The 19,828-nt window shown below is 53.7% G+C and carries 22 protein-coding genes; 9 read left to right on the forward strand and 13 right to left on the reverse strand.

Annotated elements, in window-relative coordinates:
- The first annotated feature begins 110 nt into the window (after window positions 1-110).
- The 5 genes from artP (at window position 111) to artJ (ending at window position 3,879) form a co-directional block, all read left to right on the forward strand.
- A complete protein-coding gene (gene artP / locus KE671_RS07150) occupies window positions 111-839 on the forward strand; it encodes an arginine ABC transporter ATP-binding protein ArtP (protein WP_206162340.1) in 729 nt (242 codons plus the stop codon).
- 16 nt (window positions 840-855) lie between these two features.
- The gene (gene artI, locus KE671_RS07155) at window positions 856-1,587 is read left to right on the forward strand and encodes an arginine ABC transporter substrate-binding protein ArtI (protein WP_206162341.1); all 732 of its coding nucleotides are present in this window, start codon (window positions 856-858) and stop codon (window positions 1,585-1,587) included.
- Window positions 1,588-1,593: 6 nt separating this feature from the next.
- Window positions 1,594-2,310 (forward strand): arginine ABC transporter permease ArtQ, encoded by a 717-nt coding sequence (gene artQ / locus KE671_RS07160; RefSeq protein ID WP_206162342.1) that lies wholly within the window; start codon window positions 1,594-1,596, stop codon window positions 2,308-2,310.
- Window positions 2,310-2,978: an arginine ABC transporter permease ArtM gene (artM, locus tag KE671_RS07165; RefSeq protein WP_206162343.1), complete on the forward strand. Its 669-nt coding sequence runs from the start codon at window positions 2,310-2,312 to the stop codon at window positions 2,976-2,978. Before artQ ends, artM begins: the two co-directional genes overlap by 1 nt.
- A 169-nt stretch (window positions 2,979-3,147) precedes the next feature.
- Window positions 3,148-3,879, forward strand: a complete 732-nt coding sequence (artJ, locus tag KE671_RS07170; RefSeq protein WP_206162344.1) for an arginine ABC transporter substrate-binding protein ArtJ — start codon at window positions 3,148-3,150, stop codon at window positions 3,877-3,879.
- A gap of 38 nt (window positions 3,880-3,917) precedes the next feature.
- Here artJ and rlmC read toward each other — a convergent pair whose 3' ends face one another.
- The 10 genes from rlmC to KE671_RS07220 form a co-directional block, all read right to left on the reverse strand.
- Entirely contained in the window at window positions 3,918-5,045 is a 1,128-nt protein-coding gene (gene rlmC / locus KE671_RS07175; RefSeq protein ID WP_206162345.1) for a 23S rRNA (uracil(747)-C(5))-methyltransferase RlmC, read from the reverse strand.
- A 40-nt stretch (window positions 5,046-5,085) separates the two neighbouring features.
- Window positions 5,086-5,574, reverse strand: coding sequence for a YbjO family protein (locus KE671_RS07180; RefSeq protein ID WP_206162346.1), 489 nt, complete (start codon window positions 5,572-5,574; stop codon window positions 5,086-5,088).
- A gap of 59 nt (window positions 5,575-5,633) precedes the next feature.
- Entirely contained in the window at window positions 5,634-6,479 is an 846-nt protein-coding gene (gene potI / locus KE671_RS07185; protein ID WP_042320333.1) for a putrescine ABC transporter permease PotI, read from the reverse strand.
- Window positions 6,476-7,429, reverse strand: coding sequence for a putrescine ABC transporter permease PotH (gene potH, locus KE671_RS07190; protein WP_042320334.1), 954 nt, complete (start codon window positions 7,427-7,429; stop codon window positions 6,476-6,478). Before potH ends, potI begins: the two co-directional genes overlap by 4 nt.
- Before the next feature lie 9 nt (window positions 7,430-7,438).
- Window positions 7,439-8,572, reverse strand: a complete 1,134-nt coding sequence (gene potG / locus KE671_RS07195; protein ID WP_206162347.1) for a putrescine ABC transporter ATP-binding subunit PotG — start codon at window positions 8,570-8,572, stop codon at window positions 7,439-7,441.
- A gap of 97 nt (window positions 8,573-8,669) precedes the next feature.
- Entirely contained in the window at window positions 8,670-9,782 is a 1,113-nt protein-coding gene (gene potF / locus KE671_RS07200; RefSeq protein ID WP_206162348.1) for a spermidine/putrescine ABC transporter substrate-binding protein PotF, read from the reverse strand.
- A gap of 364 nt (window positions 9,783-10,146) precedes the next feature.
- Window positions 10,147-10,623: a YbjN domain-containing protein gene (locus KE671_RS07205; RefSeq protein WP_206162349.1), complete on the reverse strand. Its 477-nt coding sequence runs from the start codon at window positions 10,621-10,623 to the stop codon at window positions 10,147-10,149.
- An 89-nt stretch (window positions 10,624-10,712) separates the two neighbouring features.
- Entirely contained in the window at window positions 10,713-11,615 is a 903-nt protein-coding gene (gene rimK / locus KE671_RS07210; protein ID WP_206162350.1) for a 30S ribosomal protein S6--L-glutamate ligase, read from the reverse strand.
- 60 nt (window positions 11,616-11,675) lie between these two features.
- Window positions 11,676-12,398 carry an oxygen-insensitive NADPH nitroreductase gene (nfsA, locus tag KE671_RS07215; RefSeq protein WP_206162351.1) on the reverse strand — a complete coding sequence of 241 codons (723 nt, stop codon included), beginning with the start codon at window positions 12,396-12,398 and terminating at the stop codon, window positions 11,676-11,678.
- Complete coding sequence (locus tag KE671_RS07220) at window positions 12,382-12,669, reverse strand: DUF1418 family protein (protein WP_206162352.1); 288 nt, start codon at window positions 12,667-12,669, stop codon at window positions 12,382-12,384. Before KE671_RS07220 ends, nfsA begins: the two co-directional genes overlap by 17 nt.
- 173 nt (window positions 12,670-12,842) lie before the next feature.
- Here KE671_RS07220 and KE671_RS07225 point away from each other — a divergent pair, with 173 nt between their 5' ends.
- On the forward strand, window positions 12,843-13,106 hold the full coding sequence (locus KE671_RS07225; RefSeq protein WP_000495514.1) for a GrxA family glutaredoxin: 264 nt from the start codon (window positions 12,843-12,845) through the stop codon (window positions 13,104-13,106).
- 39 nt (window positions 13,107-13,145) lie between these two features.
- Here KE671_RS07225 and KE671_RS07230 read toward each other — a convergent pair whose 3' ends face one another.
- Entirely contained in the window at window positions 13,146-13,523 is a 378-nt protein-coding gene (locus KE671_RS07230; protein WP_206162353.1) for an inner membrane protein YbjM, read from the reverse strand.
- A gap of 268 nt (window positions 13,524-13,791) precedes the next feature.
- On the opposite strand from KE671_RS07230, the gene KE671_RS07235 reads away from it, so the two are divergent.
- A complete protein-coding gene (locus KE671_RS07235; RefSeq protein ID WP_043001240.1) occupies window positions 13,792-15,477 on the forward strand; it encodes an aspartate:alanine antiporter in 1,686 nt (561 codons plus the stop codon).
- A 292-nt stretch (window positions 15,478-15,769) separates the two neighbouring features.
- On the opposite strand, the gene KE671_RS07240 is transcribed toward KE671_RS07235, so the two are convergent.
- Window positions 15,770-16,309 carry a TetR/AcrR family transcriptional regulator gene (locus KE671_RS07240; protein ID WP_206162354.1) on the reverse strand — a complete coding sequence of 180 codons (540 nt, stop codon included), beginning with the start codon at window positions 16,307-16,309 and terminating at the stop codon, window positions 15,770-15,772.
- Window positions 16,310-16,390: 81 nt separating this feature from the next.
- Between KE671_RS07240 and KE671_RS07245 the strand changes: the two genes are divergently transcribed.
- Window positions 16,391-17,599: an MFS transporter gene (locus tag KE671_RS07245; RefSeq protein ID WP_206162355.1), complete on the forward strand. Its 1,209-nt coding sequence runs from the start codon at window positions 16,391-16,393 to the stop codon at window positions 17,597-17,599.
- Window positions 17,600-18,412 carry a Cof-type HAD-IIB family hydrolase gene (locus KE671_RS07250; protein ID WP_206162356.1) on the forward strand — a complete coding sequence of 271 codons (813 nt, stop codon included), beginning with the start codon at window positions 17,600-17,602 and terminating at the stop codon, window positions 18,410-18,412.
- Window positions 18,413-18,512: 100 nt separating this feature from the next.
- On the opposite strand, the gene KE671_RS07255 is transcribed toward KE671_RS07250, so the two are convergent.
- On the reverse strand, window positions 18,513-19,745 hold the full coding sequence (locus KE671_RS07255) for an MFS transporter (protein ID WP_206162357.1): 1,233 nt from the start codon (window positions 19,743-19,745) through the stop codon (window positions 18,513-18,515).
- Window positions 19,746-19,828: the final 83 nt, after the last annotated feature.

Below are 19,828 nucleotides of genomic sequence, written 5' to 3' on the forward strand. Positions count from 1 at the left end.
GGAAATGCGCGCTATATTTAACTTTTAAAGCATAAATATTGCATAACTATTCTGTCAAAGGTACTATCTGCGGCTTCAATAGCTATCAGACGGCCAGTATACGAGCATCAATGAGTATTCAATTAAACGGCATTAACTGCTTCTACGGCGCGCATCAGGCGCTGTTCGATATCACGCTGGATTGCCCACAGGGTGAAACGCTGGTGTTACTGGGCCCAAGCGGGGCCGGTAAAAGCTCACTGCTGCGGGTACTCAACCTGCTTGAGATGCCGCGTTCCGGTACGCTCAGCATTGCGGGAAATCACTTTGATTTCCGCAAAACGCCGTCAGATAAAGCGATTCGCGAGCTGCGTCAGAATGTCGGAATGGTCTTTCAGCAATACAATTTGTGGCCGCACCTCACCGTGCAACAGAACCTGATTGAAGCACCCTGCCGCGTGTTGGGTTTATCAAAAGAACAGGCGTTAGCCCGTGCAGAAAAACTGCTGGATCGCCTGCGTCTGAAACCTTACAGCGATCGTTATCCGCTGCATCTTTCCGGCGGTCAGCAACAGCGTGTCGCCATTGCCCGCGCGCTGATGATGGAGCCGCAGGTGTTGCTGTTTGATGAGCCTACCGCTGCGCTGGATCCAGAAATTACCGCGCAAATCGTCAGCATCATTCGTGAACTGGCGGAAACCAACATTACACAAGTGATCGTGACCCACGAAGTGGAAGTGGCGCGTAAAACCGCCAGCCGCGTCGTGTATATGGAAAACGGTCATATCGTCGAGCAGGGTAACGCAAGTTGCTTTGCCGACCCGCAGACCGAAGCATTTAAAAACTATCTCTCTCACTAAGATTCGGGACAACACAATGAAAAAAGTTCTGATTGCCGCGCTCATCGCTGGCTTTAGCCTTTCCGCTACAGCAGCCCAGACCATTCGTTTCGCGACCGAAGCGTCCTATCCTCCGTTTGAATCCATGGACGCTAATAACAAGATTGTCGGCTTTGATGTCGATCTGGCCAACGCGCTGTGTAAAGAGATCGACGCGACCTGCACCTTTACCAATCAGGCGTTCGACAGCCTGATCCCAAGCCTGAAATTCCGCCGCTTCGACGCGGTGATGGCCGGGATGGATATCACGCCTGAGCGTGAAAAACAGGTGCTGTTCACGACCCCGTACTATGACAACTCCGCGCTGTTCATTGGTCAGCAGGGTAAATTCACCGGCGTTGATCAGTTGAAAGGCAAGAAAGTGGGCGTGCAAAACGGCACCACTCACCAGAAATTCATCATGGATAAACACCCGGAAATCACTACCGTTCCGTATGACAGCTACCAGAATGCGAAACTGGATCTGCAAAACGGCCGTATTGACGGTGTGTTCGGTGATACCGCGGTGGTCACTAAGTGGCTGAAAGACAATCCGAAGCTGGCGCCGGTTGGCGATAAAGTGACGGATAAAGATTACTTTGGCACCGGCCTCGGCATCGCCGTACGCCAGGGCAACGAGGAACTGCAGCAGAAATTCAACACTGCGCTGGAAAAAGTGAAGAAAGATGGGACCTACGAGACCATCTATAACAAATGGTTCCAGAAGTAAGCCTTGATGAACGAATTTTTCCCACTTGCAAGCGCCGCCGGGATGACCGTCGGCCTTGCCGTTTGTGCACTGATCCTCGGCCTGGCGCTGGCAATGCTGTTCGCCGTCTGGGAGTCAGTGAAATGGCGTCCTGTCGCGTGGACGGGTTCCGCGCTGGTCACCATTTTACGCGGCCTGCCGGAAATTCTGGTGGTGCTGTTTATCTATTTCGGCTCCTCTCAACTGCTGCTGATGCTCTCTGATGGCTTTACTGTCAATCTGGGTGTGGTGCAGATTCCGGTACGAATGGAGATCGAAAACTTCGACGTCAGCCCCTTCCTGTGCGGAGTGATTGCCCTCTCTCTGCTCTACGCAGCCTATGCGTCACAAACGCTGCGTGGCGCGCTGAAAGCGGTACCGCTGGGTCAGTGGGAATCCGGCCAGGCGCTGGGACTGTCGAAGACTGCCATTTTCTTCCGCCTGGTGATGCCGCAAATGTGGCGTCATGCGCTGCCGGGGCTTGGCAACCAATGGCTGGTATTGTTGAAAGATACCGCGCTGGTGAGCCTCATCAGCGTCAACGACCTGATGCTGCAAACCAAAAGCATTGCCACGCGAACTCAGGAACCGTTTAACTGGTACATTATTGCGGCGGCGATCTACCTGGTAATTACGCTGGTAAGTCAGTACATTCTCAAACGCATTGACCTGCGCGCGACACGTTTTGAGCGGAGACCGGGCTGATGCTTGAGTATTTACCTGAACTGCTTAAAGGGCTGCATACCAGCCTGACGCTGACGGTGGCGTCCATTGTCGTCGCCCTGATTCTGGCGCTGATTTTTACTATCGTTCTGACGCTAAAAACCCCGGTCGTGGTCTGGCTGGTGCGTGGCTATATCACGCTGTTTACCGGTACGCCACTGCTGGTGCAGATCTTCCTGATCTACTACGGGCCGGGACAATTTCCGTCTCTGCAAGAGTATCCGGTTCTGTGGCATCTGCTGTCGGAGCCATGGCTGTGCGCACTGATTGCGCTGTCATTGAACAGCGCAGCCTATACCACTCAGCTTTTCTACGGGGCGATTCGCGCGATTCCGGAAGGTCAGTGGCAGTCCTGCGGCGCGCTCGGGATGAGCAAGAAAGACACGCTGGCAATTCTGTTGCCGTATGCCTTTAAACGCGCCCTCTCTTCGTATTCCAACGAAGTGGTACTGGTGTTCAAAAGTACCTCTCTGGCCTATACCATCACGCTGATGGAAGTGATGGGCTATGGCCAGTTGCTGTACGGTCGCACCTACGATGTCATGGTGTTCGGCGCAGCAGGTGTCATCTATCTAATCGTCAACGGACTGTTAACGTTGATGATGCGTCTAATCGAGCGCAAAGCGCTGGCTTTCGAACGCCGTAACTAAGCACTTTATTGCATAAAACACCATCAACAAGACGGACAATTTTCTAACCTGCCCGTCTTTTTTTATATATGAAAAAATAGTTAATCATTTTTATTGCATACAAATTCAAATACTGGCATTGTAAATCCATGCCGCAGAAACGGCGCCTCATCATAACGGGAGTCCAACCATGAAAAAGTTAGTTCTGGCCGCATTACTTGCCTCTTTTGCCGTCGGCGCCTCCGCCGCTGAAAAAATCAGCTTCGGCGTCTCTGCGACCTATCCACCGTTTGAATCGATGGATGCGAATAACCAAATCGTCGGCTTCGACCTCGATCTGGCAAAAGCCTTGTGCAAACAGATGCAGGCAGAATGTACTTTTACCAACCATGCGTTTGACAGCCTGATCCCGGCACTCAAGTTCAAGAAATATGACGCCGTGATTTCCGGTATGGATATCACCCCAGAGCGGAGCAAGCAGGTGGCGTTTACGACCCCCTACTATGCCAACTCGGCGCTGGTGATTTCGAAGAAAGATACCTACAAAACCTTTGCCGATCTGAAAGGTAAACGTATCGGGATGGAAAACGGCACCACTCACCAGAAATATTTGCAGGATAAGCACCCGGAAGTGAAAACCGTGGCCTATGACAGCTATCAGAATGCGTTTATCGACCTGAAAAATGGCCGTATTGATGGCGTATTCGGTGATACCGCCGTAGTGAACGAGTGGCTGAAAACCAACCCGCAGTTGGGTGTAGCAACTGAGAAAGTCACCGATCCACAGTACTTCGGTACTGGCCTCGGCATCGCGGTTCGCCCGGACAACAAAGTGCTACTGGATAAACTGAACGCTGCACTGGCGGCGATCAAGGCCGATGGTACGTACAAAAAAATCAACGACCAATGGTTCCCGCAGTAAAGCTAATACCCGATGAAAAGCCGCGAAAAGCGGCTTTTTTATTGCCTGATGAGCAATGTCAGCACTTCATAATGCGCGGTATGCGGGAACATATCGAAAAGCTGTACCCGTTCAATGCGGTAGCCCGGCAAAGCGGCAATGTCTTTCGCCATTGTTTGCGCATTACAGCTGGAATAGATAATGAACGGCGTCGCCATCTGCTCCAGATAATCGCAAAGCGGCTTGCCGATTCCGCGTCTCGGTGGATTCACCAGCACCAGTTCCGGCACGTCACCCTTCCCGGTGGCAAACTGCGTCGAATCCAGCGCCTGAAAATGAAGATGAGTTAAGCCCAGTTCCGTCGCTGACTGCTTCGCACAGGCAATGGCTTCCGGCGCAATTTCAATTCCCGTCAGCTGCATCTGCGGCGTCGCGCAGTGCAGGCCAAAACCGCCCACGCCACAGAACAGATCCCACATGTGATTCACCGGCAACTGTCGCACCCAGTCACGCGCCGTGGCATACAGTTGGCTTGCCACCGCCGGATTGGTCTGGAAGAAACTGTGCGGGCGGATCCACAGCGGCACATCGTTAAACCGCTCCGCCAGCGCCTGCTGTTCCGTCAGGAAGATTTCTGTCTCCCCTTCCATAATCGCCATATGCACCGGCTGAAGGTTAACGCTGATAACCTTCAGTTGCGGCAGTTGCGCCTGCAGCCACGGCAGAGCAGCACGCAACTGCGCCAGTTTACTGTCTGAACGCAGGACAAAGCGCAGCATCATACCGCCATCAAACTGACTTTCCGTCAGCAGAAGGTACTTAAGCTCTCCACGCTTGCGCGCCACGTTGTAGGGCGTGAGTCCGGCGCGGGCAATAAACGGTTTCAGCGCGGCAAACACCGGCGCAAACGAGGCCGGATAAAGCGGGCAATCGCACAGATCTTCCGGCGTACCATCGCGATGCAACATGCCCAGCAATGGTTTTTCCACACTGCCGCTGACCACCATCTTCGCTTTATTGCGAAACGCCTGCTCCGGGCCGCTCACCGGCGCGCGCCACTCCCCGACCGGAAAACCGGCAAGCAGATTTTTCAGATCGGCGGTTTTGGCGGCAAGTTGCTCGCCAATGGGCTGAGTTACCCACTGACAGGAGCGACAGCGACCGGCGTCATAGAGTGCGCACTGCATACAGAAACCTTTATCTAAACAGGGGCGAGGATTATACACATTATTGCAGGCGGAAGAAGCGACGACTGGCCGCAGGCACAAATAGTAATAACAGCACCAGCATATCGGGTAACTTTTGCATCACCAGCGTACGCAGTATCTCCCGCTTTGACTCACCGGCAATACTGAACAGTTCAGGATAACCGTAGCCCAACGACGCCGCCCACAAATAGCCTGCGGCAATCACCTGCGTGAGGAGATACACCCAGCGCGCCCAGTTACGCCCCTTAACCAGTGAAAATGCGCAGGCGATCTCAACAAACACCAGCACCAGGCTGCTCAGAAAAACCAGCGTTAAACTCCAGGTTTGCACACTGCGATGAATAAACTCAACCAGTCCGCGAACGCCGAGCGTGTTAAAGATCATCAGCAGGTCGAGCCCACGGATCATAATAATGGCGAGCGCCGCCACCTGCACCAGTGCAGGCACATTCAGGCGGGCATGTGATGAGGATGATTTTTTAAAAAATCCCAACGAATCGTCTTCCATGAAAACAATGCCGCGACGAGCGCGGCATTGCGTAGCCAGGTTGGCAGATTTTAGTGTCTTCAGTCACGTCTTGCACGCTGGATATCGCGGATCCGCTGTTTTTCCGTGCGAGCCATCAGATACCAGGCGATAAAACCGACAATTCCGACCACGCCGAGGATCAGCGTCGCCAGGGCGTTGATTTCCGGGTTAACGCCCATCCGCACGCTGGAGAAAACCAGCATCGGCAGCGTGGTCGCGCCCGGTCCGGAGACAAAGCTGGCAATGACCAGATCGTCCAGCGACAGAGTGAACGCCAGCAGCCAGCCGGAGACGACTGCCGGCATAATCATTGGCAGCGTAATCACAAAGAAGACCTTCAACGGCGTCGCCCCCAGATCCATTGCTGCTTCCTCAATGGAACGATCCAGTTCACGCAGACGCGAGGAAATCACCACCGCCACATACGCCGTACAAAAAGTGACGTGCGCCAGCCAGATGGTCAGCATGCCACGATCCGACGGCCAGCCAATCGCGTGGCCCAATGCGACAAACAGCAGTAACAGGGAAAGCCCGGTGATCACATCCGGCATGACCAGCGGCGCGGTAATCATAAAGGCAAAGCCGTTCGACCCGCGAAAACGCCCAAAACGCACCATCACCACCGCGGCAATGGTACCGAGTATCGCCGCCATGGTCGCCGCGCAGGCGGCGATGGTCAGACTCAGCCCCACCGCGCTCATCATAGCGCTGTCACGGAACAGTTCGCCGTACCAGCGCGTTGACCATCCTGCCCATACCGTGACCAGTTTGGAACTGTTAAACGAGTAGATGACCAGCATCAGCATCGGCGCGTACAGGAAGGTAAACCCGAGCACCAGGATCACAATGCGCCAGGGCGAACGAATTACCGGTAAGTTGTTCATCCGTGGACCCCTCCGCTTTTTTGCTGATGTTTGTGGAACCACATAATCGGGACGATCAGCAGCAGCAACATAACAATCGCGACCGCAGATGCCACCGGCCAGTCACGGTTGTTAAAGAACTCTTGCCACAGCACGCGACCAATCATAATGCTGTCTGGCCCACCGAGCAGTTCCGGGATCACAAACTCGCCCACAGCCGGAATGAACACCAGCATCGAACCGGCAATGATGCCTCCTTTGGTCAGCGGGACGATCACGCTAAAGAAGGTTTTTAGCGGGCGCGCGCCCAGATCCAACGACGCTTCCACCAGCGAATAGTCAATCCGCGTCAGTGCGGTATAAATCGGCAGCACCATGAACGGCAGATAGGCGTATACAATACCAATATACACCGCCAGATTGGTGTGCAGAATGGTCAACGGCTGATCGATCACCCCCAGCCACAGTAGAAAGTTGTTCAATACGCCATTATTTTTCAGGATCCCCATCCAGGCATATACGCGGATCAAAAACGAGGTCCACGACGGCAGGATCACCAGCAGCAGCAGAATATTACGCGTTGACGGCTTGCTGTGCGCCACTGCCCACGCCAGCGGGTAGCCCAGCAGCAAACAACAGAGCGTCGAGATCCCCGCCACCTGTAGCGACTGTAGATAAGCATCGAAATAGAGCGGATCGTCCGTTAATTGCAGGAAGTTACCGAGGTTGAGGGTGATCGACAGTTGTCCGTCGGCCCACGCCATCAGCTCCGTGTACGGGGGGATCGCCCGCGCCATCTCCGCCAGACTGATTTTAAAGACGATCAGAAAAGGCAGCAGAAACAACAGGATCAGCCAGACGTAAGGCAGCGCAATGACCAGCTTGCGCCCGTGTTTCATCTGCACGCGCGCCAGCCAGAGCGTAAAGCCGCCTGGTTTTTCTACGCGAGCCGGAGGTTCAAGTGTACTCATCTTCGCTCCTTAAACCGTCAACACCACACAACTGTCCGCATCCCAGCACAACCGCACCTCATCGCCCCAGGTCGGCAGACCTTTGCGATAACGGTGAGCGTTTTGCAACTGGGCGCTGATCATCTGTCCGCTTTTCAGGCGTACGTGATAGATGGAGAGATCGCCAAGATAGGCAATGTGCACCACTTCGCCGACGGCGAAGTTAAAACCGTCGGCAGGCGGCTCTTCGCACAGCATGATTTTTTCCGGGCGCAACGCCACGTGCACCGGCACGTTATCCACCACCGACGCATCCGGATCGACCTTCAACGGATGTACCAGTCCGGGGGAATACAGCACCAGACCGTCATCCTGGCGCGCTTTGAGCACGCCCTCGAACACGTTGACCGAACCAATAAACTCCGCGCTGTAACGAGTGGTCGGATGCTCGTAAATCTCTTCCGGTTCACCGATTTGCACAAACTTACCACGGTTCATAATGGCGATACGCCCGGCCATGGTCATCGCCTCTTCCTGATCGTGCGTCACCATCACGCAGGTTACGCCGACGCGCTCAAGGATATCGACCACTTCGAGTTGCATACGGTCACGCAGCTTTTTATCCAGTGCGCCCATCGGTTCGTCGAGCAGTAGAAGTTTAGGCCGTTTTGCCAGGCTTCTTGCCAGCGCCACGCGTTGACGCTGGCCGCCGGAAAGCTGATGCGGTTTGCGTTTAGCGAATTCCTGCATATGCACCAGCCCCAGCATCTCATCAACCCGGCTGACAATTTCCGCTTTCGGTAGTTTGTCCTGCTTCAGGCCAAAAGCGATGTTCTGCTCCACCGTCATATGGGGGAACAGCGCGTAGGACTGAAACATCATATTGATGGGCCGTAAATAAGGCGGTACCTGGGACAGGTCAACGCCATCCAGCATGATTTGTCCGGTGGTGGGTTGCTCAAACCCCGCCAGCATGCGCAACAACGTGGATTTTCCACAGCCTGATGCGCCCAGCAGGGCAAAGATTTCGCCTTTATAAATAGTCAGACTTACGTCATCGACAGCGTGCTGACCATCGAAGGATTTGGTCAGATTGCGGATTTCGAGGAGCGGCGTCAGCGCTTTACGGGTTTTCGCCTGCGGGCGTGGGGTGGCATCATTCACGGGGTGCTCTCCGGCAGAAACAAATCATGGTGCAGGCGCACCAGAACGGTGCGCCTCTTGCCGGGAGCGCTTCGCTTGCCCGGCCTACGGCAAAAGGTTACTTACCGCTTTTCACCTTGGTCCAGGCTCGCGTACGGACGCGATCAATCTTAGGATCCTGAACTTTCAGGGTGAACATTTTTGCGCGCACATCTGCTGGCGGATAAATGCCTGGATTATCACGCACCTCTGCATTCACCAGCGCCGTTGCCTCTTTATTGGCATTCGCGTAGAACACGTGATCGGAGATATGCGCAATCACGTCCGGACGCAGCAGATAGTTGAGGAACTGATAGGCCTCGTCTTTATTTTTGGCATCTGCCGGCATCGCGAAGACATCAAAGAAGGCCATCGCCCCTTCCTTCGGAATCGAGAAGGAGATGTTGACGCCATTCTTCGCTTCTTTCGCCCGGTTGGCGGCCTGCCAGACATCCCCTGCCCAGCCAATCGCTACGCAGGTATCGCCGTTAGCCAGGTCGTTAATGTACTGCGAGGAATGGAAGTAACGAATATTCGGCCGCAGCTTGAGCAGCAGGTCGGTAGCCGGTCCGGTGTAGTCGTCCGCTTTGGTGCTGTTCGGATCTTTACCCAGATAGTTCAGCACGGTAGCAAACACCTCTTCCGGCGCATCGAGGAAAGAGACGCCGCAGCTCTTGAGCTTTTCAAGATTTTCCGGCTTCAGCACCAGATCCCAGCTATTCACAGGAGCATCAGCGCCGAGCACCGCTTTCACTTTATCGACGTTGTAGCCGATACCGGTGGTCGCCCACATATACGGCATCGCGAATTTATTGTCCGGGTCGTGTTTGGCGACCAGTTTCAGCAGTTCCGGATCGAGGTTTTTCCAGCCCGGCAGTTTGCTCTTATCCAGCGGCTGGAAAACACCGGCCGTTAACTGACGTTCAAGGAAGCTCGCGGAAGGCACCACAAGGTCAAAACCGGTGCTGCCTGCCATCAGTTTGCCTTCAAGAACTTCGTTGGAGTCAAAAACGTCATAGACCACTTTGATGCCGGTCTCTTTTTCAAAATTAGCGACCGTGTCCGGCGCAATATAATCAGACCAGTTATAGATATGGAGTGTTTTTTGTTCCGCAGCGAGCGTGCCGGCAGAGACGGCCATCAGAGCACCCGCAACCAGACCCGATAGCCATTTTTTATTTAAGGCGGTCATAATCTCTTTCCTTATCAAAGTTCGTTAACAAACGAACCAAAAAAGTTGCACTCAATGCTATGCAAGAAACGTGCATAGTCTGTCACTCGGCAAAAACCAGGAAGAGTGGACGCTCCCCCGACCGTTATTGCTCGCTGTAATTAAGCTTCGCAAGAATAACTTTAGCCAGGGTTTCAGGCTATAGCCCAGATTAAAAAACGCCTTTTATCAATTTTTTATGCAATTTATGTCTATGTGATAAAGCGAAACGGCGGAAAAGGAGGTGAATAATTCTTTAAAGAAAGGTTAAATGCAGAATAAAAGAACGTAAACCGCAGCCGCTCTGGCAGCGACTGCGCTATACGCGCCATACTTCACGTTAAAATCAGTGAAGAAAATGGTTCTCAACGCTGCTTTTTTGCGCGTCGTCTTCGGCGGAAAACAGCATCTGATGTGCGCCCGCCTCAAGAATGACCATCGATATCTGCTCTTCGCTCTGGCGTACAAACCATTCGAACTGCGCGTACGTCACCCCCTGCATAACGGATAAAGACTGGCAAACCACCAGCTTTGGCAGATTATCATCCTGCATATCCAGAAATGCTTTCACGGTGAGGGAGCTGGCATTGATGGCAGACAGATCCGCCGCCAGCGGCAGTAACGCGGAAGGCCTGACTTCCGCCATCGCGGAAAACAGCAGCGTATTATCGACGAGATCTAATTTCGCATCGTAGATGCCGTCAAAATTTTGCATGTGTGGTAAATGCAGTGCCTGACAGGTATCACATTCAAAAAAACTCATGCCCAGGTCGTCGAGCCATTGCCGCAACGTATCCAGAGTGGGAACGACCAATTCTGTCATAATAATGTGCTACCTCTTACGATGAAAAAATACCGGCACAGCTTACGCAAAAAGTGTTCGTCATGCCACGATCATCGGCGATATTAAGACTAGCCACCCGTTTTGAGACAAAATTCAGCCGTCGCATGGCGTTCGATCCACTGGATCATCCGCCCGGCAATATCAATGCCCGTGGTTTTTTCGATCCCTTCCAGGCCCGGAGAGGCGTTCACTTCCATCACCAGCGGGCCACGCTCGGCGCGTAAAATATCAACACCGGCGACATCAAGCCCAAGGGTCTGCGCGGCTTTTATCGCAATCTTGCGTTCACGGGGAGTAATGTTGGCGACGCAGGCCACTCCCCCACGATGCAAATTAGAACGAAAATCACCGTCCTTCGCCCGCCGCTCGATAGCGGCGACCACCTCATCCCCCACCACCAGACAGCGAATATCGCGACCTTTGGCCTCTTTAATATATTCCTGAACCAGAATGTGGGCGTTAAGCCCGCGAAAAGCATCCACGACGCTCTCTGCGGCCTGGCGAGTTTCTGCCAGTACGACGCCAATTCCCTGCGTTCCTTCCACCAGCTTCACCACCAGCGGCGCGCCTCCAACCATATCGATCAGATCGCTGGTATCATCCGGCGAGTGCGCAATGCCGGTAATCGGGAGATCGATACCCTGACGCGCCAGCAGTTGCAACGAGCGTAGCTTATCGCGGGCGCGGGTAATCGCCACAGATTCATTTAGCGGATAGCTGCCCAGCATCTCGAACTGGCGCAGCGCCGCCGTACCATAAAAGGTGATCGCCGAACCGATACGCGGGATGACGGCATCAAAATGAGGTAGCTTGCGTCCTTTATAGTGAATTGAGGATGCCGCCGGATTGATGTTCATATAACAGGAAAGCGGATCGAGTATTTCGACCAGATGGCCGCGCGTCATCGCTGCTTCACGCAGACGCTTACACGACCAGAGCGTTCCATCCCGGGACAATATGGCAATTTTCACCCTGCACCTCTCTGCATCACCCGATCACTATCCCGCATATCATACACAGCGGCGGATTTTTTAGCGCGTCGCCCAACCCTGTTTATGCAAATATTCCAGAATAAAGGGACGATTTTCCTTAATCAGCGTGCGGCGAATATGATCGCTCCAGGTGTCACGCCGCGTATTGCTGCCGCGGCTGAGATAATACTGCGCGAGCTGTTCGTCATAATTAGCCAGCGCGTCCCTGTCGAGTGGCTGATAGTGGTTCTCATGCATCACAATCGCCGCAGGCAGGCGCGGTTTTAGATCTGGATTATCAGCAGGCCAACCCAGGCACAGCCCAAACAGCGGCAGTACGTGCTTCGGCAGCGTCAGCAATGCCGTGACCGACTCGATATTATTACGTAAGCCACCGATATAAACGCCGCCCAGCCCCAACGATTCCGCCGCCGTCAGCGCGTTTTGCGCCATCATCGCCGTATCAACGACGCCCAGCAGCAACTGCTCAGCAAGGCCTAATTGCGCTTCAGGGCAAATCTGCAGATGACGATTGAAGTCCGCGCAAAAGACCCAAAACTCAGCGGCCTGCGCGACATGCTGCTGACCGCCGGTTAATGGCACCAGCGCGTCACGTAGCGCCGGATCCGTAATGCGGATAATGGATGTGCACTGCAAAAAGCTGGAACTGGAGGTCGCCTGAGCGGCAGCCAGAATCGCCTCTCGCTGTTCAGGCGTAATCGGTTGATCGGTAAAATGGCGAATCGAACGGTGACGACGCAGAAGGTTAATGGTTGGAGTCATTCTCTTTTTCTCTGTCTGAACGGGATAAATCGGATGGTGGCTTCATCAACTGTGGCGCCAGCCGCCGCGCGACGTGCCAGATGAATGCCAGTGCCGCGGGAATCATCAACAGTACACCCAAAAAAAGCATAATGATGACCGCTAACGCGCTGTTAAACGGCGCAGGCAGCGTCAGGTAGTGGTTCAGCGACAGTAAAGCCAGCGCCAGGAGCACCATACCCACCGTTTCCAGAATCAATACACTTTTCGGTAACGCGCCAGTCATACGCACAGGAAGCCCTCTTTTATTGAGACATAGTGTAAGGCGTTCAGCGTGAATGTGTTTAACAGATATAGACTAAATGTATCAAAGTAAAAGGTGCAACCTACTGTTCAAGACTGACGATTAGCGTCATCATAGCAACCATTCGCCGTCAGGCTTAGAGTTCGAGGAGAGAGACTACAATGTTCACCGTTATTTTTGGTCGTCCGGGTTGCCCTTACTGTGTACGCGCAAAAGAATTGGCAGAGAAATTGAGCAACGAACGCGATGATTTCAACTATCGCTACATCGACATCCACGCGGAAGGTATTACCAAAGCGGATCTGGAAAAAACCGTCGGTAAACCGGTTGAAACCGTGCCGCAGATTTTTGTTGATCAGAAACACATCGGCGGTTGCACCGATTTTGAAGCCTGGGCGAAAGAGAATCTGAACCTGTTCGCCTGAGTGCTGTGAGTGATGTAAAAACGCCCTCTTCGGAGGGCGTTATTGATTTTTTCGCTGTCGCGGCCTGAACAGACTGCTGATGAACAGGAAGCATAAAGCGCCTAAAGCACACCAGAATACCGCACTGAACAACCACGCCAGCTCCTGCCACAGCGAGCGAGTGGGCGTAAAGAAAAGACGTGTAAGCAGCAAACAACAAGGTGCTGCAAGCATCGCCCCGACAAGCGGTTTGATCACCTCCCGACGATGGGAGCAAAAACTGGCGACCGCGCCTGGTAGCGTAAAAAACAGTAGCCCAATTTCAGGATGCCCGGCGGCCCTAAATGCCCCTTTCATGTTCATTGTCAGAAAAAGACAGACAACCACAAAGAGCACAAAGCAGCAAACCGCGCCTACCCAACCATGTTTATATTTCAATCATTTCTCCTGACACTGTCTCTATCGAACACACTTTTCGCCAATAGCGTCCAGTCAGATAAAGCCGTTCAGCATTCCGTGCTAAAATACGCCAACACGATTCTTATAGCCGTTGATACGTAATGAGATTAAACTAGCGAGAATATATTGTTGCGCCGCTTATATTCGGGTCGTGAATATGTCACAATCACCCTTATTTGATGGCAAAACAGTAGCCTAAATTACCATTTCTTTCAACAGCTTACTCGTAAACAAGAAGTTAGTCTCCGTGAATATAAACGTCGCCGATTTGTTAAATGGGAATTACATCCTGTTATTATTCGTTGTACTGGCTCTCGGCCTGTGTCTCGGTAAATTGCGTCTGGGTTCCATCCAACTGGGTAATTCCATTGGCGTTTTAGTGGTCTCTCTCTTATTAGGGCAGCAGCATTTCAGTATTAACACTGACGCACTCAACCTGGGCTTCATGCTGTTTATTTTTTGCGTCGGTGTTGAAGCGGGTCCTAACTTTTTTTCCATTTTTTTTCGGGATGGGAAGAATTACCTGATGTTGGCACTGGTGATGGTCGGCAGCGCGCTGCTGATCGCCCTGGGGCTGGGTAAGCTGTTTGGCTGGGACATCGGCCTGACGGCCGGTATGCTGGCCGGCTCAATGACGTCCACTCCGGTTCTTGTCGGTGCCGGCGATACGCTACGCCACTTCGGAATGGAGAGCGCCCAGCTTTCCCGGGCGCTGGATAATCTGAGCCTGGGCTATGCGTTAACCTACCTGATCGGTCTTGTCAGTCTGATCGTCGGCGCACGCTATCTGCCTAAATTGCAGCATCAGGATCTGCAAACCAGCGCCCAACAAATCGCCCGTGAACGCGGTCTGGACACCGACACGAACCGAAAGGTGTACCTGCCGGTTATTCGTGCTTACCGTGTCGGCCCGGAACTGGTAGCCTGGACCGACGGGAAAAATCTGCGTGAGCTGGGTATCTATCGCGCAACGGGTTGCTACATTGAGCGCATCCGTCGTAACGGTATTCTGGCAAACCCGGACGGTGACGCGGTGCTACAGATGGGTGATGAAATCGCGCTGGTCGGCTATCCGGATGCCCATGCTCGTCTCGACCCCAGCTTTCGTAACGGCAAAGAGGTTTTCGACCGCGACCTGCTCGATATGCGGATCGTCACGGAAGAGATCGTGGTGAAAAACCACAATGCAGTGGGGCGCCGTCTTGCGCAACTGAAGCTCACCGATCACGGCTGCTTCCTGAACCGCGTGATTCGTTCGCAGATTGAAATGCCTATTGATGACAACGTCGTGCTCAACAAAGGCGACGTATTGCAGGTCAGCGGCGACGCGCGTCGGGTGAAAACGATCGCCGATCGCATTGGCTTTATCTCGATTCACAGCCAGGTAACCGATCTGCTGGCCTTCTGTGCGTTCTTCATTATTGGTCTGATGATCGGCATGATCACCTTCCAGTTCAGCAACTTCAGTTTCGGCATCGGTAACGCCGCCGGATTGCTGTTCGCCGGGATCATGCTGGGCTTCCTGCGTGCTAACCATCCCACGTTTGGCTATATCCCGCAGGGCGCGCTGAATATGGTGAAAGAGTTCGGCCTGATGGTCTTTATGGCGGGCGTTGGCTTAAGCGCGGGCAGCGGTATCGGTCAAGGGTTAGGGGCGATTGGCGGTCAAATGCTGATTGCTGGTCTGATCGTCAGCCTGGTGCCGGTGATCATTTGCTTCCTGTTCGGCGCCTATGTTCTGCGCATGAACCGGGCACTCCTTTTTGGTGCCATGATGGGGGCGCGGACCTGTGCACCTGCGATGGAAATCATTAGCGATACCGCACGAAGCAATATTCCGGCGCTGGGTTACGCAGGCACCTACGCGATAGCCAACGTGCTATTGACGCTGGCGGGGACACTCATCATCATCATCTGGCCGGGTTTAGGATAAAACTGAAGTTGTCCCTTAAGTGAAAATTTTTTGCAAATACGTAGAACTTTTCCTCAAGGCGTCAGTCATAACTATTGCCACTGCTTTTCTTTGATGTCCCCAATTTGTGGAGCCCATCAACCCCGCCGTTTTGGTTCAAGGTTGATGGGTTTTTTGTTGCCTGAATTTCTCTTCCCCCGTCTTTACCCCTTTCCTCACCCATACTTACCAATGATCGGCATGAAGAGCAGGATCGTGTGGCACAGGACATTTGTGTCGCCGGGGAGACAACCACTATCGCCCTCAACGATGCTCACCCGGCGATGCGTTTAACCATTCGCAGGATCTCTTCGCGCGTCATCGGCGTTCGGTCAGTCACAAAATGCAACGTCATCCCTTCAATAAAAGCGTCCAGCGCCCGGGCGGTAATAGGATCAAACCACTGCGCAAGGGTTGTCTGACTGGTTTGCATCCAGTCCTGCATCACATTTCTTAGCGCCGGCTTACGATTCATCATCGCGTACAGCTGGTACATCAGCTCCATATTACGCGGCGTCGTCACTTCTGAACTGTAAATGAGGGAGGTGATCGATTCACAGGCCATTTCCGGCCCGGTCACTCCGGCAAAAAAATCGCGATATTGCTGTGCCATGTCGCGCGTAAAACGCGTGAATGCCTCTTCAATCAGCGAGTCCATGCCCTCGAAGTAATACGTCATGGATCCCAGCGGAACTTCTGCGCAGCTGGCAATTTTACGATGCGTTACCGCACTGATTCCATGCTCAGCAATCGTCTCCAGCGTTGCCTGAAGTATCCTTTCCCGACGTTGTGGATCGTTTGGTCTTCTGCTCATCAATTCCCCTTCTGATTTATGTACAAATGTACACAAACTTGCTAGTGTTGTCGCTATTGTTGTACTTCTGGTGCTTCCCTGATGACAGTGACTTCCTCCCGCAAAGCCCTGCAACGCCGAACCTGGGCACTTTTTATGTTCTTCTTTTTGCCCGGTTTGCTGATGGCCTCCTGGGCCACACGTACACCTGCCATTCGTGACACGCTCTCGGTCTCGACGGCGGAAATGGGGGCTGTGCTGTTTGGCCTCTCGATTGGTTCAATGAGCGGCATCCTTTGTTCGGCCTGGCTGGTGAAACGATTTGGCACGCGAAAGGTGATTCGCACCACCATGTCCTGCGCGATTGTGGGGATGCTGATACTGAGCCTGGCACTTTGGCTCACCTCCCCTGTGCTGTTTGCGCTGGGTTTAGGTGTATTCGGCGCCAGTTTTGGTTCCGCAGAAGTGGCGATCAATATTGAAGGGGCAGCCGTTGAACGTGAGATGAACAAAACCGTGCTGCCGATGATGCACGGGTTTTACAGTTTCGGCACGCTGGCGGGCGCGGGTGTCGGAATGGCGCTAACGGCCTATGGCATAGCTGCAACCACACATATTGTGCTGGCCTCGCTGGCGGCCATTGCGCCGGTGTTTATTGCCATCAAAGCCATTCCCGATGGGACAGGTAAAAACGCCAGCGACGGTTCTCATCACCAGGAAAAAGGCGTCCCCTTCTGGCGCGATATTCAGTTACTGCTGATTGGCGTTGTGGTGTTGGCGATGGCCTTTGCTGAAGGTTCTGCCAACGACTGGCTGCCGCTGCTGATGGTCGATGGTCACGGGTTTAGCCCGACATCCGGCTCGCTGATTTACGCAGGATTCACGCTCGGGATGACCGTCGGACGCTTTACCGGCGGCTGGTTTATTGACCGCTACAGTCGTGTGGCGGTGGTTCGTGCCAGCGCCCTGATGGGTGCGCTCGGTATTGGTCTGATTATTTTCGTCGACAGCGCCTGGGTGGCAGGCGTCTCCGTGATACTGTGGGGCCTGGGGGCATCGCTCGGTTTCCCGTTAACCATTTCAGCGGCCAGCGACACCGGGCCAGATGCACCGACGCGCGTCAGCGTCGTGGCAACCACCGGGTATCTGGCGTTTCTCGTTGGCCCTCCGCTGCTGGGCTACCTCGGCGAACACTATGGTTTACGTAGCGCCATGCTGGTGGTGCTGGCGCTGGTGCTGCTGGCCGCTGTTGTCGCCAGAGCCGTTGCCAAACCAAATTCAACGACGCAAACTGCGATGGAGAAGGGATAAATGGGTATTAAATTAATTGCAGTCGATATGGATGGCACTTTTCTGAGCGATCAAAAGACCTATAATCGCGAACGTTTTCTGGCGCAGTATCAGCAGATGAAAACCCAGGGCATTCGTTTTGCGGTCGCCAGCGGCAACCAGTATTACCAGCTCATCTCTTTCTTTCCTGAGATTGCCCATGAGATCTCCTTTGTCGCCGAAAACGGCGGTTGGGTGGTGAGCGAAGGTCAGGATATCTTTAATGGCGATCTGGCAAAGTCTGACTTTACCGCCATCGTCGATCACCTGTTGACCCGCGCCGATGTGGAAATCATCGCCTGCGGTAAGAACAGCGCGTATACCCTGAAAGCGTACAACGACGAAATGAAAGCCACCGCTGGCATGTACTATCACCGCCTCGAGTTTGTGGATGACTTCGATAACATCAATGATGTGTTTTTCAAATTTGGCCTCAACATTTCTGACGACAAGATCCCGGAAGTTCAGCAAGCGTTGCACGACACCATTGGCGATATCATGGTGCCCGTTCATACCGGCTATGGCAGTATCGATCTCATTATTCCCGGCGTACACAAAGCGAACGGTCTGCGCCTGCTACAGCAGCGTTGGGGGATTGATGATAGCGACGTGGTGGCGTTTGGCGATGGCGGCAATGATATTGAAATGCTGCGCCAGGCGGGCTTTAGTTTTGCGATGGAAAATGCGGCGGATGTTGTGGCGAAGGCCGCGAAATACCGCGCAGGCTCGAACAACGAGGAAGGTGTTCAGGACATCATTGATTGCGTCCTGAAAAACGAAGCGCCGTTTAATTAACGACGAATAGGGTCATTCACCAGGCCGGATAAGGTGTTTACACCGCCATCCGGCTTTATTGCCAGATGGCGGTGCGCTTAGCGGGTCAACAATGTCGCCATCATCCTTCCCGCGTATTCCCGACCTGCTTATCTTTCAGAAAGATAAACATTAACAGTAGCCACAAAATACCATTTGCCAGGTTAAACAGGCTGAACAGGCCGTTCCCTCCGCTTAACCAGGCGTATTTGCTCAGTTCAATCCCGACGGTAAAGATCAGCATTTGCAGCATTCCCATCGCCGCAGAGACTGTGCCTTTACTCATGTCGCTGGCGAACAGCGTAAGGCGTACCAGCCCGGCGTTGGCTACGCCGATGCCGAACGCGTAAACGCTCAGCCCCGCCGTCATCCACAAATACGCGTGAGAGGCGACCACCGTTGCCGTTGCGGCGATCATCAGCCCGAGCACAATCGGCCAGCCGCCCATAATGATGAGCGAACGTACCTTACAGCGCGAGGTCAGGCGCGCCAGCACCAGGTTTCCGGCGATCAGTGCGCCAAAAATCGGTACCTGTAACAGGCCGTACTCGTAACTGCTAAGCTGCTCACCGCTAATGATGATAATCGGCGACTGGGCAATCCAGGCCAGCAGTGGCAGGCTGACAAATCCCAGCGCCAGCGCGCCGGCGACAAAGCGCCCATTTTTCAGCACCAGCCTGTAATCACTGCCCAGCGCCTTCAGGGACAGCGGCTCGCCGATCCGCGTGGCGGTCTCCGGCATCGCCCGTTGCAAGCCAAAGAACGCGATCGCCGCCAGTACGGCGAACAGCACAAACATCCCTTCCCACGGCAGGACATGCACCCAGGCAGCCCCCACCAACGGCCCCAGCAATGGCGCTATCAGCGCGACGTTCGCCATCAGCGCGGTGATTTTGATACACACCGCCTCTTCAAAAGACTCCTGGATCGCCGCATAACCCACCGCGCCAATAAAGCACAGGCTAATGCCCTGCAAAAATCGCAACAGCGTAAATTGCTCAATGCTTTGCGCCAGCAGCGTCGCGAGGCAAGTGACAATGAACCACACCACGCCCGCTAACATCACCGGACGACGACCAATACGATCCGACAATGGCCCTAGCAACCATTGCAGAAACATGCCGCCTGCCAGATAAGCGGTCATGGAGGTCGGTACCCAGTCGATCCCCGCCTGATACTGCTCCACCACCGCCAGCATACCGGGTTGGATCATATCGTTGCCAATGTAGGTGGAGAATTCGTAGAGCACCAGACAGAGAGGGAAAAGTAGCGCCTGACGTCCAAGACGGGCACCTTGTTGTAAACGGTTTTGCATGCAATCTCTTCGACAATAAAAAATCGCGCAAAGTGTAATGAAAGTGCCTCACCTGAGATAGTGAATTATGCGTGGTAAACGCA

It is taken from the genome of Citrobacter amalonaticus, from assembly GCF_018252635.1.
GTDB lineage: Bacteria > Pseudomonadota > Gammaproteobacteria > Enterobacterales > Enterobacteriaceae > Citrobacter_A > Citrobacter_A amalonaticus_E.

Coding starts and splice junctions, on each gene's coding strand:
- artP (WP_206162340.1), top strand. CDS start 111: ATGAGTATTCAATTAAACGGCATTAACTGCTTCTACGGCGCGCATCAG.
- artI (WP_206162341.1), top strand. CDS start 856: ATGAAAAAAGTTCTGATTGCCGCGCTCATCGCTGGCTTTAGCCTTTCC.
- artQ (WP_206162342.1), top strand. CDS start 1,594: ATGAACGAATTTTTCCCACTTGCAAGCGCCGCCGGGATGACCGTCGGC.
- artM (WP_206162343.1), top strand. CDS start 2,310: ATGCTTGAGTATTTACCTGAACTGCTTAAAGGGCTGCATACCAGCCTG.
- artJ (WP_206162344.1), top strand. CDS start 3,148: ATGAAAAAGTTAGTTCTGGCCGCATTACTTGCCTCTTTTGCCGTCGGC.
- rlmC (WP_206162345.1), bottom strand. CDS start 5,045: ATGCAGTGCGCACTCTATGACGCCGGTCGCTGTCGCTCCTGTCAGTGG.
- KE671_RS07180 (WP_206162346.1), bottom strand. CDS start 5,574: ATGGAAGACGATTCGTTGGGATTTTTTAAAAAATCATCCTCATCACAT.
- potI (WP_042320333.1), bottom strand. CDS start 6,479: ATGAACAACTTACCGGTAATTCGTTCGCCCTGGCGCATTGTGATCCTG.
- potH (WP_042320334.1), bottom strand. CDS start 7,429: ATGAGTACACTTGAACCTCCGGCTCGCGTAGAAAAACCAGGCGGCTTT.
- potF (WP_206162348.1), bottom strand. CDS start 9,782: ATGACCGCCTTAAATAAAAAATGGCTATCGGGTCTGGTTGCGGGTGCT.
- KE671_RS07205 (WP_206162349.1), bottom strand. CDS start 10,623: ATGACAGAATTGGTCGTTCCCACTCTGGATACGTTGCGGCAATGGCTC.
- nfsA (WP_206162351.1), bottom strand. CDS start 12,398: ATGACTCCAACCATTAACCTTCTGCGTCGTCACCGTTCGATTCGCCAT.
- KE671_RS07225 (WP_000495514.1), top strand. CDS start 12,843: ATGTTCACCGTTATTTTTGGTCGTCCGGGTTGCCCTTACTGTGTACGC.
- KE671_RS07240 (WP_206162354.1), bottom strand. CDS start 16,309: ATGAGCAGAAGACCAAACGATCCACAACGTCGGGAAAGGATACTTCAG.
- KE671_RS07245 (WP_206162355.1), top strand. CDS start 16,391: ATGACAGTGACTTCCTCCCGCAAAGCCCTGCAACGCCGAACCTGGGCA.
- KE671_RS07250 (WP_206162356.1), top strand. CDS start 17,600: ATGGGTATTAAATTAATTGCAGTCGATATGGATGGCACTTTTCTGAGC.
- KE671_RS07255 (WP_206162357.1), bottom strand. CDS start 19,745: ATGCAAAACCGTTTACAACAAGGTGCCCGTCTTGGACGTCAGGCGCTA.